Origin of the sequence: Rhizobium sp. BK491 (genome assembly GCF_014194925.1) — a bacterium.
Taxonomy (GTDB): Bacteria; Pseudomonadota; Alphaproteobacteria; order Rhizobiales; family Rhizobiaceae; genus Rhizobium.
This window is the reverse complement of sequence record NZ_JACIAR010000001.1, coordinates 974,473-991,387: the sequence shown is the minus strand read 5'-3', so window position 1 is coordinate 991,387 and position 16,915 is coordinate 974,473. Positions and strand designations below refer to the sequence as shown.

The window sequence follows — 16,915 nt, the reverse complement described above, 5'->3', positions numbered from 1 at the left end:
AAAGCAAGCAGTCCGTTCAAGGAAGAGAAAGGGGCGGTTTGGCCGCCCCTCCATCCATCCTCGTATTACAGGCCGAGCTTGGCCTTGACCGCCGCCAGGCCGTCACCGCCATCCTTGGTGGTGACGCCGGCAAGCCAGGGCGTGACCGCCGACGGATTGGCCTTCAGCCATTCGGTGGCAGCCGCTTCCGGCTCCTTGCTGTCGTTCAGGATCTTGCCCATGATTTCGTTTTCCATCGGCAGCGAGAAGACGAGATTCTTGACGAAGGCGCCGACGTTCGGGCATTCCTGCAGGTAGCCGGCCCGGACGTTGGTATAGACCGTCGCGCCACCGAAGTTCGGTCCGAACACATCGTCGCCGCCGGTGAGGTAGGTCATCTTGTAGGTGGTGTTCATCGGATGCGGCGCCCAACCGAGGAAGATAATCGGCTTGCCTTCCTTGTCGGCGCGGGACACCTGCGCCAGCATGCCCTGCTCGGAGGACTCAACCACTTCGAAGCCTTTGAGGCCGAAGGTGTTCTTGTCGACCATGTCGATTACCAGACGGTTGCCGTCGTTGCCCGGCTCGATGCCGTAGATCTTGCCGTCGAGGTCATCCTTGTGGGCGGCGATATCCTTGAAGTCCTTGATGCCGAGATCCGCGCCCTTTTGATTGGTCGCCAGCGTGTACTTGGCGCCTTCCAGGTTGGCGCGTACGGTCTCGACCGATTTGTCCGCGGCGAACGGCTTGATGTTCTCAGCCATGGAGGGCATCCAGTTGCCGAGGAAGACATCGATGTCCTTGTTCTTAAGCGACTGGTAGGTCACCGGGACGGCGAGCACCTTGACGTCGGTGTCGTAGCCGAGCGCCTTCAGAAGAACGGAGGCGGTGGCCGTGGTGGAGGTGATGTCGGTCCAGCCTACATCGGCGAAATGTACGGTGCTACAGCTCGCCGGCTCGGCCGCGGAGGCCGCGGTGGCGCCCAATGTCAGTGCGGAGAGAGTTGAGGCGAAAGCGAATGCAGTAAGGGTCATTTTTATCATTGCGTGACTCCCAGTCTAACGTTCCCAAGCAACCATCAATAACTGACATTTTCAAGCGACCACAGTGTATTTGCGGCGGTTTGAGGGGGCTGAATGCGACGCCCGTCTTTTTATGTCCGCCGGTTGCCAAGGCTTTTGCGCCCTCGGCCATGCCTGTCTGAATCCTGTGGTTTTCGCCGAGACTATCTTTTCTTATCGTCGCGCAGCTCCCATGAAGCATTCAAGGAGAATGTCATGGCCAAGCTCTACTTCCATTATTCGACGATGAATGCCGGCAAATCGACCATGCTGCTGCAGGCTGCCTATAATTATCAGGAGCGCGGCATGCGCACGGCGGCTTTCATCGCGGCTCTCGACGATCGCGCCGGCCGAGGCACGATCGCCTCGCGCATCGGACTGACGATGGATGCCTTGCCGTTCGAAACCAGCGACGATCTCTATGCGATGGTCGATGAAATGCATGCAAAGGAGCCGCTTGCCTGCGTCTTCGTCGATGAGGCCCAATTTCTGACGCGCGAGCAGGTCTGGCAGCTTGCCCATATCGTCGATCGCCTCGATCTTCCGGTCATGACCTACGGGCTACGCACGGATTTCCATGGACATCTGTTTCCGGGATCGCAGGAGCTGCTGACCATCGCCGACGAGTTGCGCGAGGTGCGCACCATCTGCCATTGCGGGCGCAAGGCGACGATGGTGGTGCGCTTGGACGCTGCCAGCAATGTCGTCCGCGAAGGCGCGCAGATCGAGATCGGCGGCAGCGACAAATATGTTTCGCTCTGCCGTCGTCATTGGGAAGAGGCGATTACCTGCGAGTGAAGCAGCCGCTCGTGCAGACTTTCGATAGCGGTTCTGACTATTTTCGGCACGTAATTGCGTATCGAAGTCGAGGCTGACGGGGAGAGACGATGAAACTGCAATGTCTGGCGTCGGCTGTCATCCTGTTCGCTTCGGCTTCCGCTGTGCTTGCGGACGGCGATGCAATTGCAGGTGCCGCCGTTTTCAAGAGATGCGGGGCATGTCACACGGCGACCGGCCTCGATAATCGCGTCGGTCCCTCGCTGATGGGGATCGTCGGACGAGCCGTCGCAAGCAAGCCGGATTACGCCTACTCGCCGGCGATGAGGGCATTCGGGGCTGATGGCAAGGTCTGGGATGAGGCGTTGCTGCGGAAATATCTGCCGGCGCCGCAATTCCTCGTCAAAGGCACCCGGATGGCGTTTCCAGGCCTGAAAAGTGACAAGGATCTCGACAACCTCATCGCCTATCTGAAGAACCCGGCCGCTGCTCAGTAGCTTTCGAGCATTTCCTTCGCCTCCGGAAGCAGCTAGTCTTGCGCCAAAGGTAGGGGAGGGAATGTTTTCATGCTCAGGCCTCATTCCTTCGATGGCATGCTCGACAGGGCGCGCACGACGCTCGAAGACGCTATGAACGACGCGAATTCGGCAGTGGCGACGCTCGCCCGCCACTCCAGGGACAGCGAGCACGCCGCAGCCGTTAATTTTCCCGTCGAAGAGGCATTTGTTCGCGAAGCGGTCGAATTGCTCGACCGTTGGAAATCAGTCGCCCTGTCGCTCGTCAAAGAGCTGGATCATGCGACCGACGAGGCTGATCTGCAGCATCGGCGATTGTTCAATGAGAAGATTGGCCTTGAAAATGCAGGCTTGCTCAGCCGGGTGCTTGCACGCAGACCCATGGGGCCGGATGAGATCATCGTCAATGTCGACGCGGCCCTTGCTGTATCGGCCGAACTCGATCTTCTTTTCAAGCAGGCGAGACCCGTATTCTCCCGGTGCTTTCGTGAATGCGAACTTCAACTCGAAGGCGTGATCGAGAGGCGAAGGAAGCTCGATTTCGAGATAGAGGAGGTGCAGCGCCGGGCCGATGTCTTGGCGGAAAAGCTCATGTATCAAAGGCGCAACCGCCCATCCTCACGCCATGCCGATCTGCAGTCCGAACTCGAAGCGGACTATCGCGCTCTGGTGACCGAGCAGGATGATATTCGGCGGCAAGAACAGGAGCTTCAATCCCGCCGCACCGTGCGGCAGCGCCTCATAGACATTTACGAAGGGCTGGCGGCTGCCCTGAACAATCAGATCGCCGCCATCGGCGCGATGGCAGCCAAGCTGAGCGTCGATATCGAGCAGCGGATCGCCCTGCTCAAGGCATTGGCGTCAGAAGTGGAGCCGGCATCGATTAGGGGTTCGCGAACGGGAGCGGTCGAGAGCCTGATCCAGGCTTTCGAGGCGAATGTGCTGGCCGGGCATGATCTTGCCGTGCGCAAGGCTCATGTAGATGCTGTCTTCAAACGACGGTTGGAGCCTCATCCGCTGCCTGCATCTTCAGATTCGAGCGAAGTGGCGGAAGAGACGCAACCTGAGGGTTGATTGCTGTCCGTCACGGAAAATTCCGTTCGGACGGTTGTTGTTTTTCCCAAGAACACATATTTGCTGGAACGCGAGTGGCGATAAGGACTTAATGATCCGAGGACCGCGGCGATTTTCGCGGCGTCCATTGCGCAGGTTGGTGTGGTGCGTCCTTCGCGTGTCGGCGGGATGCGCGGTAGGGTTTAGGAGGCGTGTCCATGCTTGACTCGATCACGGCGTTCTTCAAGCGGATCTGGGCCGCTATCGCACGCTGGCTGGGATTGGTTTTCGTCGGGCTAAGCTGGCCATTTCTTGCCGCTCATGGCTGGTATCGGCAGCGCAACTGGCTGATCAAGCTGCCGCTTGCTGCCTTCGTGGCGTTGATGGCGCTGCTTTATGTCTATTTCGTTTGGCAAACGCAGGTCTGGACCGGGTTCAATCCGGCCTATCCGGACGTCTACAAATTCTCCGAGCGCAAATATTCCGCCGGACAGGAGCTGCCTGCGACGGATGGTCAGCAGGCGGCTGCAACAGCACCTAAGACTTGCCAAACCTCGGCTGTCGTCGACGTTGCCACCGATCTGACCGATTTCAACGTCAACCAGAATGCTTGGATTTCCTCGATGCTGCTCTACAAGCTCGGCTTCTTCGGCATTTCATGGGATGACACGCCCTTCCTCGACAACAAGGCTTCCTTCCAGCGGGGCATCAATTCGGTCGTTCGCCGCACCTCGGCGGAGTTGGTTGATACGCTCGGCCGCGTGCGCGGAACATCCGGCATCAACAGCGATCTGCAGAAGGCGCGCGGCAACCTGCAGTTCGACGAGTCGAGCTGGTATTTCGGCCTGCATCCCTTCGGACCGAAGACGCCGAGCCCAAGCTATTATCGCGCTGCAATGAGCAATCTGCGCAGCTTCAATAGCGACCTCGGCAATTGCAAAGCGATTTTCGATGGACGTGCCGACAACCTCCTGCAGTTCGTCGACCATATTGCCAACGATCTCGGCAGCACGGCGGATATATTGGCCCGGAGGGCGGGAGATCACAGCTATGGCTGGCTGGATATGCGGGCTGACGATCGCTTCTGGTTTGCCTATGGGCAGCTTTATGCGAGCTACGGTATCCTGATGGCGGCCCGCTCGGATTTCCAGCAGGTGATTGCCGAACGCAATGTCGCCACGCTCTGGGCCGATGTCACGACGCAGCTGCAGGCGGCTTTGCGTATTCAACCTTTCATCATTTCCAATGGGCCTGAAGACAGCTCCTTCATGCCGAGCCATCTTGCGACCATGGGCTTCCATATTCTGCGGGTGCGTTCGAGCCTCGTGGAAATCCGCACGGTCCTGGGCGGTCGCTAAACGAAGCCCAGCGGGCGGAGGCCCAGTAGGCGGACCCCGACGCTGAACCCGGCTGCCGAGCTCAGCTTTGCGTCCGGAACTGCGTAAAAACAAGAAGATAGAGCGTTTTCGCGATTTGAAGAAAAGCGGAAAAGCTCTAGCTGATCAGCTTCAGGCGGATGGCTTTTGCGACGAGCTGGGTACGGTTGACGCAATCGAGCTTCTTGATCGCGTTCATCATATACGCGTTGACCGTATGGTCGGAGAGCGAAAGAATCTGGCCGATCTCGACCGAGGTCTTGCCTTGGGCCGTCCAGCGGACCACTTCCAGCTCGCGCGCGGAAAGCGAATGCGGCGCGGCACCACCGTTGCGCTTGAGGCAATTATAGGAATCAAGCGCCTGCAGCATGATCAAGGTGAGTTCGTTGATTTCACTCTGGCCTAGGCTGTTGCGATTGCCCATGAACCAGAAAACGAGGCGCTGGCCATCCGGAGCATTGACCGGGATTATGACGCTCATCGGACAATTGTAGCTAATCAGGAGTGCTCGAAGCTCGCCCGGTACATCGGCGTCAGGTTCGGCATCTTTTTCCAGCAGATGCCACGCGCGCGGCATCACTGAATCACGCGTGCGCAGCAGCATAGGACAGCGGCGAACCAGATGATGCCGATCGAACTCACGCACGAACTGTGCGGGCACCGTCCCCTCGATAAGCAGCGGCGTCATCATCGTATCATCGGGAACCGGGGCGTTCATCAGAGCCACATGGCTGAAGCCAAAAGCCGATCCCGTCCGTTCCAGGCCCATTGCAAACGCCGCCTGCGTCCGAGCGGCAGCCAACTCGGCAGAAAGCAGCAATTGTCTCTCGGCGGTAATGATATAGGACATATGAGTTAAGGTGTCCGCGGCGTGATATCGATATGAAATACTCGATTTATGAGTGAATGCTAGACGCAAAAATACCACACGGCCAGAAATAATTTTCATTTTCATATATTTTAATATTTAAACATACAATTCCTCCAGGCTTCGCCCAAAATGGTCAATAAGTGGCCGCGACCACTCTTTTGTTGGCCGGATCTCGACGCAATCATACATTTGGCGTCATCGCCAAGCCGATCGAAGGGGTCTGACGACGCTTCCCCACTATGTCAAAATTAAGCCTAAAACCGAGGTTTTGAACTGGGTTCTGCACTTTGGGCGGCGCGTCAGGAATGCCTGTTTTGTACCGTTCGCAGTTTATCGCCCACGGCATAAGCTGGCATGAGGTCTCACGCTTTTGAGTTCGTCGGTAGCCAATTTTTGGAAACGTACTTCTTTGCACGCGGGACTTTCCGTGAAGGCGGCCATGAGTTTTAATCAAATGATGCATCGCCGTGTTGGTGCGCCTTGCGGAGGCCCAAAGCGGTTGCTATCGGTCTTGCCAAAGTAATCGCTTGCAGGCGTATAGCTTATGAATTTTCGCTTCTTTCCGCAGCTCGGGGCGCGCTGTTATCAAACGCTGTTGTGGTTCGTCACCGGCGTTTCGCTTTTTCTGGTTTCGCCTGCGCTGGCTAAAGCTGCCGGCGCGGTTGGTGGCGCGCCGATGCAGTTTTTGCTGGTTCACGGTGAGATGGGCCAATGCCGAGCCGATAGCACTTGCCCCGACTGGATCTCCGCCGAAGGGCAGATCACGGCGGATACGCCGCGGAAGCTGCAGAAAATCCTGAAGCAGGTTGGCAACCGTAAACTGCCAGTCGTCGTCAGTTCGCCGGGGGGCGATGTCAAGGCAGCGATGGAGATGGCTCGCATCATTCGCAAGCAAAAGCTTTCGATCGCAGTCGGCCGCACCCGCTCGCGGGCGTGCCCCTATGCCGAGTCGATCTGCTCGGCTGCTTTTGCCAAGGATGGCTCGATCACAGGTCAGCCATTTTCCGACGGCGCAATCTGCTTTTCGGCCTGCCCTTTGTTTTTTGCAGGCGGCGTTCAGCGCGTTTCCAGCCCCTTCGCGCTGCTGGGCGTTCATCAGATCACCACCACCTACAGCGAGGTGCGCGTCCAGTACCGCACCGAATATGAGATGGTGGACGGCAGGCGCAAGATCATCTCCAAGAAGGAAATCGGCCGCAAATTCGTCGGTAAATACGATACGACGAAGCTCGACAAGGCGCAGAGGACGAGGCTGGTGGGCTTCCTCGACAAAATGGGTGTGGACCGGGGACTTGTCGATCTGATGCTTGGAACCGACCCGAACGGCATTCATCTGCTTTCGCAGATGGACGCGTTGAGGCTGAAGCTGACGACGGAGCTTGCCGATGCCGACGCTCTAGTCTCGGCGCGCAACTGCAAGGAAAATCAATCGATTTCCGATTGTGTCGCGCCGGCACCGTCGACGACCGCTGCGCCGATGACCAGCGCATCGGCAATGGCCGGCAAGTAGCCGCTCGTCCGGCCTCAGCTATCCCTGGCTTTTGCTTTCGCCATGATCTTTTCTAGGAAGCCCAACAATAGCGCGGACACGACGAAGGCCAGGTGGATGATTGTGAACCACATCAGCTTGGCGTTGTCGTATTGAGTGGCGTTCAGGAAGATCTGCAGCAGGTGGATCGAGGAAATGGCGACGATCGAAGAGGCGACCTTGATCTTGAGGCTGCCTGAATCGAGCTTGCCGATGAAGGAAACCTCGCCTCCATTTTCGGCCTCGTCGAAGCGGCTGACGAAATTCTCGTAGCCCGAAATCATTACCATAACGATCAGACTTGCCACCAGGGCGGCGTCGATAAGGCCGAGAATGGCGAGGATCATGTCGGCTTCGTCATAGGCGAAGACGTTGATCGCCACCTTGTAGAACTTATAGGCGAACGAAACGGCGTAGACGGCGAGCGAAGCGGCAAGGCCGAGATAGAAGATCACCAGGAGCCAGCGACTGGAGAGGATGATGCGCTCGACCAGCAATTCCAGGGACTTCATATCTTCATCTTTCCTTCTCGGTTTTCATTGGACGCCGAAAATAGGCATGCCTGCGTCCTGAGACAAGGCGGTGCGTTTCGACGAACGGAGTGCTTCGCCGCTATTCACACCCGATAGATATTGGTTTATCCCGACAGGGAAATGACCGTATGTTTGGGGGCGAGACTTATGGCGACGACCGTGGCATCCGATATCGAGATTGCGCGCGCAGCAAAGAAGCTGCCAATTATGGAGATCGGCGCAAAGCTCGGGATTCCGGCGGAAGATCTCGCACCTTACGGCTACGACAAGGCAAAGATCGGTGCTGGGTTCATCGCATCGCAGGCCGGCAAGAAAGATGGCAAGCTGATCCTCGTCACGGCGATCAATCCGACGCCGGCGGGCGAGGGCAAGACCACGACGACGGTTGGCCTCGGCGACGGCCTGAACCGCATCGGCAAGAAGGCGGTAGTCTGCGTGCGCGAGGCCTCGCTCGGTCCGTGTTTCGGCGTGAAGGGCGGGGCGGCCGGCGGTGGCTATGCGCAGGTCATCCCGATGGAGGACATCAACCTCCATTTCACCGGCGATTTCCACGCGATCACGTCGGCCCATAATCTGCTCGCCGCGCTGATCGACAATCACATCTACTGGGGCAACGAGCAGAATATCGACCTCAGGCGCATCACGTGGCGGCGCGCGATGGACATGAACGATCGGGCGCTACGCGATATCGTATCGTCGCTTGGCGGCGTTGCGAACGGCTTTCCGCGCGAGGGCGGCTTCGACATCACCGTTGCCTCCGAGGTGATGGCGATCCTCTGTCTGGCATCCGACCTCAAGGATCTGGAAAAGCGGCTCGGCAACATTATCATCGGCTATCGCCGCGACCGCACGCCGGTTTATGCCCGCGATCTGAAGGCCGATGGCGCCATGGCCGTGCTCCTGAAGGACGCCATGCAGCCGAACCTCGTGCAGACGCTGGAGAACAATCCTGCGCTGGTGCATGGCGGCCCCTTTGCCAATATCGCCCATGGTTGCAATTCGGTGATCGCGACGCGCACGGCGCTGAAGCTTGCAGATTATGTGGTCACGGAAGCCGGCTTCGGTGCCGATCTGGGTGCGGAGAAATTCTTCGACATCAAATGCCGCAAGGCAGGGCTGTCGCCGGACGCCGCCGTCATCGTCGCGACCGTGCGGGCCTTGAAGATGAATGGCGGTGTCAAAAAGGACGATCTTGGCGGGGAGAATGTGGAAGCTTTGGTGAAGGGCTGCGCCAATCTCGGTCGGCATGTCGCCAATGTCCGCAAGTTCGGCGTTCCCGTCGTCGTCGCCATCAATCATTTCGTTTCCGACACGGAGGCCGAAATCGAGGCGCTGAAGAATTATGTCGCACGGCTCGGCGCCGAGGCGATCCTTTGCCGGCACTGGGCCGAAGGTTCGGCCGGCATTACCGACCTTGCACATAAGGTGGTGGAGCTTGCCGAATCCGGGCAGGCGAAATTCCAGCCGCTCTATCCGGACAATCTGCCGCTCCTGGAGAAGATCGAGATCGTCGCCTCGAAAATCTATCATGCCGGCGAGGTGACCGCCGACAAGGCCGTGCGTGATCAACTCAGATCGTGGGAGGATCAAGGTTACGGCCATCTGCCGGTCTGCATGGCGAAAACACAATATTCCTTCTCGACCGATCCGAATGTCCGGGGAGCGCCCGAGGGCCATATCGTGCCTATTCGCGAGGTACGGCTTTCGGCCGGGGCCGGCTTTGTCGTCGTCATCACTGGCGAGATCATGACCATGCCCGGTCTGCCGAAATCGCCGGCAGCAGAGAGGATTTTCCTCAACGATCAAGGCTACATCGAAGGATTGTTTTAAGTTCAGAATCCGATTCAACTTGTCGGTCGGGAAGTGCCGGTTCGGCGGTTGCGCCCAGGACTGTTGTCATCCGATCCCGTTACGATATCTAACATATTGACCTTGGCGGAGGCCGAAAGAAATCGGCACGGTCCAAGCATCGTCAAGACGGAGACGGATCGTGACTGCTGATAGCCGCGCAAGTTTGGATGAGATACGGGACTTCCATGCGAAGATGATGGCAGCTGCCAGCAATTCTTCGGATGAAAGGTTGGAGCAGGCCTTTCGCCTCGTTCGCCGTGAGGCCTTCATGGGGCCAGGGCCTTGGCGGATCGTGGTCAAGGGACGCCATCTCGAAACGCCAAGCAGTGATCCTGCCTTTCTCTATCAGAATGTTTTGGTCTCCCTGGACAAATCCAAGGGCATCAACAATGGCGAGCCGTTTCTCCATGCTGCCTTCTTGGGTGCCGTCGCGCCGCAGCCCGGTGAGACGGTCATCCAGATCGGCACGGGAACTGGATATTACACGGCCATTCTGTCGACGCTGGTGGCACCGGGCGGCCATGTTCACGCCGTCGAGATCGATGAGGCATTGGCCAGCCGCACCCGCGATAATCTTGCCTCGTTCGAGAACGCCTCCGTCATCTGCGCCGATGCGACCGAGCTGGAGCTTCCGCAAGCGGATCTGATCTACGTGAGTGCGGGGGTGGTGGCGCCGCCGATATCGTGGTTGCAGGCGCTGCGCCTCGGCGGCCGGATCATCGTGCCTTGGCAGGCGAATGATAAGGTCGGGCTTGCCGTCCTGATCATACGCGCAGAGCAGGGGTTCAGCGCCCGCGCCTTGATGCCGGCCTATTTCATTCCCTGCATCGGAGCTTCCGATCCCATGCAAACCACGAAAACGCCAAGTGGAGGCGAGGCTCGCTCCATCCAGTCGGTTTGGCTCACCCAGGATCGAGCGCCGGATGAAACGGCGGTTGCGATCTATAGAGACCTGTGGTTCTCGAATGCAGGTCTCTGAATATGACGGAATTTAAAGATCAACGCCCCGTCGATTCCGCGACGCATTTCTAGTGGCAATAGCGAAAGCCGCCATTCCTCTCGATGACGTCGAGATGGAAATGGCTTTCGTGCGCGGCATCGCTCTCCGGGTCCAGAACGGTCGTGAAATAAAGGCAGGCCGAGGCGCTGGCTGCGCGCTGGAATGCGCCTGTGAGCGTCGGATCTTCACGCCGCGGCTCGATCGCAATGGTCTTGCCGTTTTCGAAGGTGAAGCTCGCGACATCTATGGCGTTGCCACGGGCATGCTCGGAGATCTTGCCGGTGGAAGCATTGTTGCGTAGCCGGCAGACATAGGTCGATGCTTGGTTAATCGTGACGATCTTGCCATTGTCCAATGCCGCAGCTGACGGAATGACACTTTCCTTCATCCATTGAGCCAAGGCGAGAGCGGCTTCGCAGCGCATTTGCCCCTCGGGCTTGAATTCTATGCCCGGCAGCGGGGAGCTAAGCGCGATCGGCTTGTCGATGCCGCAGCCATTGCCATCATCGATGCGGGCGATCTCCTTGAAGGTTGCTCCGATGGCGGTCAGCGCCTTCAGGCAGGCCTGGTGTTCGTCATCCGGTTCGGAAACGATGGTCAGGGGCGGACGGGGAGGGCCTTGTATCTGTTGGCCGCTTGTTTGCTCCTCCGGCTGTGAAGCCGGCTTTTCCTCGGGTTGAGCCGTCGGTTTGTCCGCCGGAATGACGGGGCCGTTTGGTGATGCTGCGGGTTTTTCTGTAGGGATCGGCGCTTTGCCATCCGGCTGAACTTGTTCCTGATCCGGTTTTTGCTCAGGTATCGGGCCGGTCTGAGGGAGAGACGTGGCCATGAGAAGGACGGCGGCGGAGACTAATGAGATAATTCTAAACAGCATCAAGTAATTCAGCCAATTCTAATGATGATGCCGATAGAACGCGCGAGGTTGTGATTTCGTTGCAATTCAGCAACGTTCATCTCTTGTCTTAAAAGGTGACAATTTTATTCATGATTATGCACTCCGAATATATTGACAATAATACTCATGTTTTTTATGCGGCAGAAAGAAGGCGGGATATTTCCGCCCGTTAACAAGATAACCTAGCCAGCCCCTTGCCTGCATTCGACGCAGCAACCAGCCAGCCCGGTGAAGCAATTCGAAAGGAATGGTTATGGTTGTCCGGCGATCCCGCTCGGTTCTTTTGGCATGCACCGCGTTTCTGGCCCTGGGGCTGGTAACGACATCCTTCGCGCAAACCGCAGCCCCGAATGACGAGGCGACGGGCGAGGCGGCAAAGGGTGACCGCGTCACCAATCTGAAACCGATTGTGGTGACTGGGAAGGGCAAGGCAAACAAGGATGTGCTTGCCGACTCTCCGACCACAAGTGAGACGACGGCCCAGGACATCGACGACAAGCAAATCACACGTATCGAGGATCTCGGCCGCAGCACCGAGGTCGGCGTCGGCTTCAACCGCGCTACCGGCGGTGTCAATATTCGCGGCCTCGGTGATGACCGTGTGCTGACGACGGTCGACGGCATTCAAATTCCTTTCCTTCTCGATGCTTCGCGCGGCAGCGCCAATGGCGCCAATAATGGTGGTAATGGCGGCGTCAACAGCTTTGATTTCAACGCGCTTTCGAGCGTCGATATCGTGCGCGGCGCCGATTCCAGTCGTGCCGGTTCGGGCGCTCTCGGCGGCGCCTTCGTGCTGCGTACGCTGGAGCCGGAAGATCTGATTGCGCCCGGTTCTACCTGGGGCGGTGTTTTCAAGTTCGGCTATAATGGCGACGACCGCAGCATCGGCGGTTCAGCCGCGGTTGCCAAGCGCATCGACAATACCGCCGTTCTCTTCCAGGGCGGCTACACGCATGGTCATGAGCTTGAGAACAACGGCGATATCGGCGGCTATTCCACCAAGCGTACCGAGGCTAACCCGGCTGACTACAATCAGAGAAGCGGCCTGTTCAAGATCCGTCAATATACCGACATCGGCACCTTCGGCATCACGGCCGAGCATTACAACAAGGACAAAACCACCGATCTCATGACCCTGCAGAGCCCGACCGGAAACTTCCGGCCCGGCAACTATAACGGGACAGACAATGTTGAGCGCAATCGCGTGTCGCTCGATTACAAATATGAAGCCGAGAGTGCCGATTCGCCGCTCGATACCGCCAACGCCGTTTTCTACTGGCAGAATCTTCTGCGTGAAGGCGGTGTGGAAGGCTATCGCTATACATCCGTCATCGGCGACTATTGGCGCCGTAATGAAATGGAAGATCGCAGCATCGGCTTCGCCGGCAATGCATCGAAGTCTTTCGATACCGGCAGCCTGCATCACCAAGTCACTTTTGGTCTCGATGTTGCCTTCGACAAGGTTCACCAGTACTCGGCCGGCGAGGATAGCTGCGCACTTCCTCGCTGGCGTGCTTCTTGCGCCTTCCTGCACACCAACCAGTCCGATATGCCCGATGTCGATGGCAAGCGCGTCGGCGTCTTCATCGACGACAAGATCGAATTGGGCTCCAGCAATTTCTATTTGACGCCGGGTCTTCGCTTCGACTGGTACGATTACTCGCCGAAGAACACGGCTGCCTATCGCGACAGCGCCAACTATAATGGCTTGCCCTCCGGCCAGTCCGACAGCCGTTTCTCGCCGAAGCTGCGCGCCTCCTATCAGCCTCAGGACAATGTCGAGCTCTATGCGCAGTGGGCGATGGCCTTCCGTGCGCCCAGTGTCAGCGAACTCTACGTCAACTACGGCGTGCCCGGCGGTTATGTCACCTACGGCAACTCCGACCTGAAGCCCGAAACCAGCAACGGCGTCGAAATCGGCACCAACCTTGGTGACGACGATTTCGGCGGCCATATCGGTGCGTTCTATAACAAGTACAAAAACTTCATCGACACGCTGAATTATCGCGATCCCACAGGCACCTATCCGCTCGGGATTACCGAATATTTCAACCGCGCCAACGTCCGCATGTTCGGTGTCGAGGTCAACGCGCACAAGAAGTTCGACAACGGCATCCACATAAAGGGCTCCGTCGCCTATGTGAACGGCAAGGACTCCGATACCGGTCAATGGATCAATTCCGTCGCCCCGGCCAAGGCTGCCTTCACCGTCGGCTATGCGACCGAAGTCTGGGGAACGGATCTGACCTTCATCACCGCGGCTCGCGAGGCGAAGAAGACAGGCGACACGCTGCAGACCCCCGCCTACGGTATCTTCGACCTCACAGCATGGTGGGAACCGGAGCAGGTGAAGGGCCTCAGTATTCGCGGCGGCGTCTACAACATCTTCAACAAGACCTATTACGACGCGCTCAACGCGCCGTCCTATAGCGGCACGCTAACCCAGCCAGCATCCTACTATTCCGAGCCTGGCCGAACCTTCAAGCTGACGCTGACGCAACGGTTCTAGGCGGTCACATCGATGCAGCAACCTTGGGCGATGCTTCGGCATCGCCTCTTTTTTGCCCTCATGCGTAGCGTCCCGTGGTTTGTGCAATTGAAAATCGCAACGCTTGATGCTATTCGAGCGGCACAGTCTTAAACCCGTCGAGAGAAAAGAGAGGAGGACCATATGAGCAAGATAGTCTGGCATATTCGCCAGTTTGGTCCGACTCGTGCCCTGCAGATGCGTTTGCAGGGCTGATCAGAGGCTGTTTCTCACTCATTCCTTCTGGTCTGCCCCTTGGGCGACGTGAGCCGGCGTATTTGCGCGGCCGCGTCATGACATGTTTTCGAGTATTGGCCCGCTTGGGCCTTTGGCGTCGATTTAGCGCGGCAAAAGGAGCCGCCGGCGATGTCTTGAGATGCTCGATCGAGACCGGAAAAGACCATGACTCTGATCAATCTCCGCAATCTGGGCGTCACCATGAGTGCGCCGCTGTTTTCCAATCTCAACTTCACCATCGATGCCGGTGACCGCGTCGGCATCGTCGCCGCGAATGGACGCGGGAAGACCACGCTGCTCAACTGCATCACGGGCAGGCAGGAGCCGACCACGGGCGAGATCACCCGCGCGCGCGGCTTGCGCGTCGGCTACGTCGAACAGAATGTGCCAGCGGATCTGATGGATGTCTCCTTTTATGACGCCGTTCTGCGCGCTTTGCCCAAGGAGCAGGTAGAGAGCGAGAGCTGGCGTGTCGACGTCACCCTTGATTCGCTCGATGTGCCAGAGGCGATGCGGGAGAGGACACTGGCTCAGCTCAGCGGCGGCTGGCAGCGGCTTGCCATGCTTGCCCGCGTCTGGGTAACCGAGCCCGATGCGTTGCTGCTCGACGAGCCGACCAACCATCTCGATCTCGCCAAGATCGCGCTGCTGGAGGATTGGCTGAATGCCTTGCCGCGCGACGTGCCCGTCATCATTGCCAGCCACGACCGTGCCTTCCTCGACGCTGTCTGCAATCGAACCCTGTTCCTGCGCCAGGACCAGTCGCAAACCTATGCGCTGCCATATAGCCGGGCGCGGGCGGCGCTGGACGAGGTCGATGCTTCGGATGAACGCCGCTATCAGAAAGAGATGAAGACGGCACAGCAGCTGCGCAAGCAGGCGGCCAAGCTCTACAATCTCGGTGTCAACTCCGGCAGTGATCTCTTGACCGTCAAAACGAAGCAACTGAAGGCGCGGGCCGAGAAACTGGAGGACAGCGCGAGGCCGGGCTATCGCGAGCGCTCTTCCGGCTCGATCAAGCTCGCCAATCGCGGTATTCAGGCCAAAGTGCTTCTGACGCTGGAGGATGCATCGGTGACGACGCCAGACGGTACGCTGCTGTTCAAGACCGGTCAGCAGTGGATTTGCCAGGGCGACCGCATCGTGCTGCTCGGGCAGAATGGCGCGGGCAAGACGCGGCTCGTGGAGATGATCCGGAAGGCCATTGCCGATTCGTCTGCCGGCGGCGCAATCAAGCCGACGCCATCCATCGTGCTCGGCTACAGCGATCAGGGGCTCTCCAATCTCGGCCAGAAGGACACGCCGCTCGGCATGATCACGCGCCTGTTCGAGCTCGGCGAACAGCGTGCCCGCACGCTGCTGGTCGGTGTCGGCATCGGTATCGATATGCAGGGAAAAGAGATCGGCCGTCTGTCCGGCGGGCAGAGGGCGCGGCTTGCCATGCTGGCGCTGCGGCTGACCAATCCCAACTTCTACCTGCTCGATGAGCCGACAAACCATCTGGACATCGATGGGCAGGAGGCGCTGGAGGGCGAGCTGACGGCAAATGAGGCAAGCTGCCTTCTCGTCTCGCACGACCGCAGCTTCGTGCGATCTATCGGCAATCGCTTCTGGCTGATCGACCGGAAGCGGCTGGTCGAAGTGGATGGTCCCGAGGAGTTCTTCGAAGCCGCCAGAGCGCAAGAGTAGGCGAGGGCGGAATCTTCAGGCGGCCAACTGATCCGAGAACAGATTGGCCGCCATGAAATCCACGAAGACCCGTATTTTCGGAGAGAGATAGCGGCTTGTGGGCCACAATATGCGGAAGATGCTTGTCTTCGCGATATGGTCTTCGAGCAGTGGCACGAGCCGGCCATCGGCGATTTGCGCGCTGACGGCAAAGGACGGCAAAGATGTTATGCCGAAGCCATTCTCGGCGAGATGGATGAGCGGCTCGATGGTGCTGGCGATCGTCGTCGTCGGCAGGGCGAGCCGCAACTCCTCTCCATTGCGCACCAGAGGCCATGGCTCCAGCTTGCCCGTGCTGGGATAGCGATGATGCAGGCATTTGTGCTGAAGCAGGTCTTCAGGTGTAAGTGGGGTTCCTTCCGCTTTCAGATAGTTGGGTGCGGCGACGATTTGAAAGCGGAACGTGCCGAGTTTGCGGCTCATCAGCCTCGTATCCCTGACGTCGCCGGTGCGGATGACCGCATCGAATCCCTCCTCGATCACATCGACCAGCCGGTCGGTAAAATCCAGATCCAGCGTGATATCGGCATAGGTGCGCATGAAAGCCGATATCGCCGGCATCAGCAGCATTCCGGCCAGGGGGAGGCTGATGCGAAGATGACCGCGAGGAGCCGCATGCGATTTCGAAAGCTCTGCCTGAGCCGTATCCAGCTCGGAGATAATGCGCCGGCAGGTGTTGAGAAAGAAGCTGCCTTCTTCGGTCAGGGTCATGCTGCGGGTCGAGCGGTGAAAGAGGCGGACCCCCATCTCTTGCTCCAGGCGGGCGATTGCCTTGCCGACTGCGGAGCTGGAGAGGCCAAGCCGCCGCGCGCCCGCGACGAAGCTGCCGCCTTCTGCCGTATGCACAAAGATGCCGAGCGTTCCAAGCCTGTCCATCGCCACTCCGATTACGGAATATAATTCCGATCTTATGAGAATACCGGATCATTTATCCGCTATCTCAACCTCGATATCCAGTGTCGGCGCGGCAATGACGCCGCTTTT

The 16,915-nt window shown here is 58.4% G+C and carries 14 protein-coding genes; 9 read left to right on the top strand and 5 right to left on the bottom strand.

Annotated features, from left to right (window positions below):
* Positions 1-65: 65 nt before the first annotated feature.
* Positions 66-1,022: a choline ABC transporter substrate-binding protein gene (locus tag FHX05_RS04945; protein WP_183709403.1), complete on the bottom strand. Its 957-nt coding sequence runs from the start codon at positions 1,020-1,022 to the stop codon at positions 66-68.
* Between the two features lie 234 nt (positions 1,023-1,256).
* On the opposite strand from FHX05_RS04945, the gene FHX05_RS04940 reads away from it, so the two are divergent.
* The 4 genes from FHX05_RS04940 to FHX05_RS04925 all read left to right on the top strand — a co-directional run bounded on the left by FHX05_RS04940 (position 1,257) and on the right by FHX05_RS04925 (position 4,743).
* On the top strand, positions 1,257-1,838 hold the full coding sequence (locus tag FHX05_RS04940; protein ID WP_183870834.1) for a thymidine kinase: 582 nt from the start codon (positions 1,257-1,259) through the stop codon (positions 1,836-1,838).
* Positions 1,839-1,927: 89 nt separating this feature from the next.
* The gene (locus FHX05_RS04935; RefSeq protein ID WP_183870833.1) at positions 1,928-2,314 is read left to right on the top strand and encodes a cytochrome c family protein; all 387 of its coding nucleotides are present in this window, start codon (positions 1,928-1,930) and stop codon (positions 2,312-2,314) included.
* Between the two features lie 69 nt (positions 2,315-2,383).
* A complete protein-coding gene (locus FHX05_RS04930) occupies positions 2,384-3,406 on the top strand; it encodes a hypothetical protein (protein WP_183870832.1) in 1,023 nt (340 codons plus the stop codon).
* Positions 3,407-3,603: 197 nt separating this feature from the next.
* Complete coding sequence (locus FHX05_RS04925) at positions 3,604-4,743, top strand: DUF2333 family protein (protein WP_183870831.1); 1,140 nt, start codon at positions 3,604-3,606, stop codon at positions 4,741-4,743.
* Between the two features lie 136 nt (positions 4,744-4,879).
* Here FHX05_RS04925 and FHX05_RS04920 read toward each other — a convergent pair whose 3' ends face one another.
* A complete protein-coding gene (locus FHX05_RS04920; protein WP_015340671.1) occupies positions 4,880-5,611 on the bottom strand; it encodes a LuxR C-terminal-related transcriptional regulator in 732 nt (243 codons plus the stop codon).
* A 565-nt stretch (positions 5,612-6,176) separates the two neighbouring features.
* Between FHX05_RS04920 and FHX05_RS04915 the strand changes: the two genes are divergently transcribed.
* Positions 6,177-7,142, top strand: coding sequence for a hypothetical protein (locus FHX05_RS04915; protein ID WP_183870830.1), 966 nt, complete (start codon positions 6,177-6,179; stop codon positions 7,140-7,142).
* Positions 7,143-7,156: 14 nt separating this feature from the next.
* On the opposite strand, the gene FHX05_RS04910 is transcribed toward FHX05_RS04915, so the two are convergent.
* Complete coding sequence (locus FHX05_RS04910) at positions 7,157-7,672, bottom strand: TIGR00645 family protein (RefSeq protein WP_112604813.1); 516 nt, start codon at positions 7,670-7,672, stop codon at positions 7,157-7,159.
* 168 nt (positions 7,673-7,840) lie between these two features.
* Here FHX05_RS04910 and FHX05_RS04905 point away from each other — a divergent pair, with 168 nt between their 5' ends.
* Together FHX05_RS04905 and FHX05_RS04900 are read left to right on the top strand one after the other, a co-directional pair.
* Positions 7,841-9,523, top strand: coding sequence for a formate--tetrahydrofolate ligase (locus FHX05_RS04905; protein WP_183870829.1), 1,683 nt, complete (start codon positions 7,841-7,843; stop codon positions 9,521-9,523).
* 160 nt (positions 9,524-9,683) lie between these two features.
* A complete protein-coding gene (locus FHX05_RS04900; RefSeq protein ID WP_112411588.1) occupies positions 9,684-10,523 on the top strand; it encodes a methyltransferase domain-containing protein in 840 nt (279 codons plus the stop codon).
* Between the two features lie 49 nt (positions 10,524-10,572).
* Here the strand turns inward: FHX05_RS04900 and FHX05_RS04895 are convergent, their stop codons facing one another.
* Entirely contained in the window at positions 10,573-11,373 is an 801-nt protein-coding gene (locus FHX05_RS04895) for an extensin family protein (protein WP_246698841.1), read from the bottom strand.
* Between the two features lie 319 nt (positions 11,374-11,692).
* Here FHX05_RS04895 and FHX05_RS04890 point away from each other — a divergent pair, with 319 nt between their 5' ends.
* Positions 11,693-13,948, top strand: a complete 2,256-nt coding sequence (locus FHX05_RS04890) for a TonB-dependent hemoglobin/transferrin/lactoferrin family receptor (protein WP_183870827.1) — start codon at positions 11,693-11,695, stop codon at positions 13,946-13,948.
* Between the two features lie 420 nt (positions 13,949-14,368).
* Complete coding sequence (locus tag FHX05_RS04885) at positions 14,369-15,892, top strand: ABC-F family ATP-binding cassette domain-containing protein (protein WP_183870826.1); 1,524 nt, start codon at positions 14,369-14,371, stop codon at positions 15,890-15,892.
* Between the two features lie 15 nt (positions 15,893-15,907).
* Here the strand turns inward: FHX05_RS04885 and FHX05_RS04880 are convergent, their stop codons facing one another.
* Entirely contained in the window at positions 15,908-16,807 is a 900-nt protein-coding gene (locus FHX05_RS04880) for a LysR family transcriptional regulator (RefSeq protein ID WP_183870825.1), read from the bottom strand.
* Positions 16,808-16,915: the final 108 nt, after the last annotated feature.

Coding starts and splice junctions, on each gene's coding strand:
- FHX05_RS04920 (WP_015340671.1), bottom strand. CDS start 5,611: ATGTCCTATATCATTACCGCCGAGAGACAATTGCTGCTTTCTGCCGAG.
- FHX05_RS04880 (WP_183870825.1), bottom strand. CDS start 16,807: ATGGACAGGCTTGGAACGCTCGGCATCTTTGTGCATACGGCAGAAGGC.
- FHX05_RS04895 (WP_246698841.1), bottom strand. CDS start 11,373: ATGGCCACGTCTCTCCCTCAGACCGGCCCGATACCTGAGCAAAAACCG.
- FHX05_RS04910 (WP_112604813.1), bottom strand. CDS start 7,672: ATGAAGTCCCTGGAATTGCTGGTCGAGCGCATCATCCTCTCCAGTCGC.
- FHX05_RS04885 (WP_183870826.1), top strand. CDS start 14,369: ATGACTCTGATCAATCTCCGCAATCTGGGCGTCACCATGAGTGCGCCG.
- FHX05_RS04925 (WP_183870831.1), top strand. CDS start 3,604: ATGCTTGACTCGATCACGGCGTTCTTCAAGCGGATCTGGGCCGCTATC.
- FHX05_RS04940 (WP_183870834.1), top strand. CDS start 1,257: ATGGCCAAGCTCTACTTCCATTATTCGACGATGAATGCCGGCAAATCG.
- FHX05_RS04905 (WP_183870829.1), top strand. CDS start 7,841: ATGGCGACGACCGTGGCATCCGATATCGAGATTGCGCGCGCAGCAAAG.
- FHX05_RS04935 (WP_183870833.1), top strand. CDS start 1,928: ATGAAACTGCAATGTCTGGCGTCGGCTGTCATCCTGTTCGCTTCGGCT.
- FHX05_RS04915 (WP_183870830.1), top strand. CDS start 6,177: ATGAATTTTCGCTTCTTTCCGCAGCTCGGGGCGCGCTGTTATCAAACG.
- FHX05_RS04945 (WP_183709403.1), bottom strand. CDS start 1,022: ATGATAAAAATGACCCTTACTGCATTCGCTTTCGCCTCAACTCTCTCC.
- FHX05_RS04890 (WP_183870827.1), top strand. CDS start 11,693: ATGGTTGTCCGGCGATCCCGCTCGGTTCTTTTGGCATGCACCGCGTTT.
- FHX05_RS04930 (WP_183870832.1), top strand. CDS start 2,384: ATGCTCAGGCCTCATTCCTTCGATGGCATGCTCGACAGGGCGCGCACG.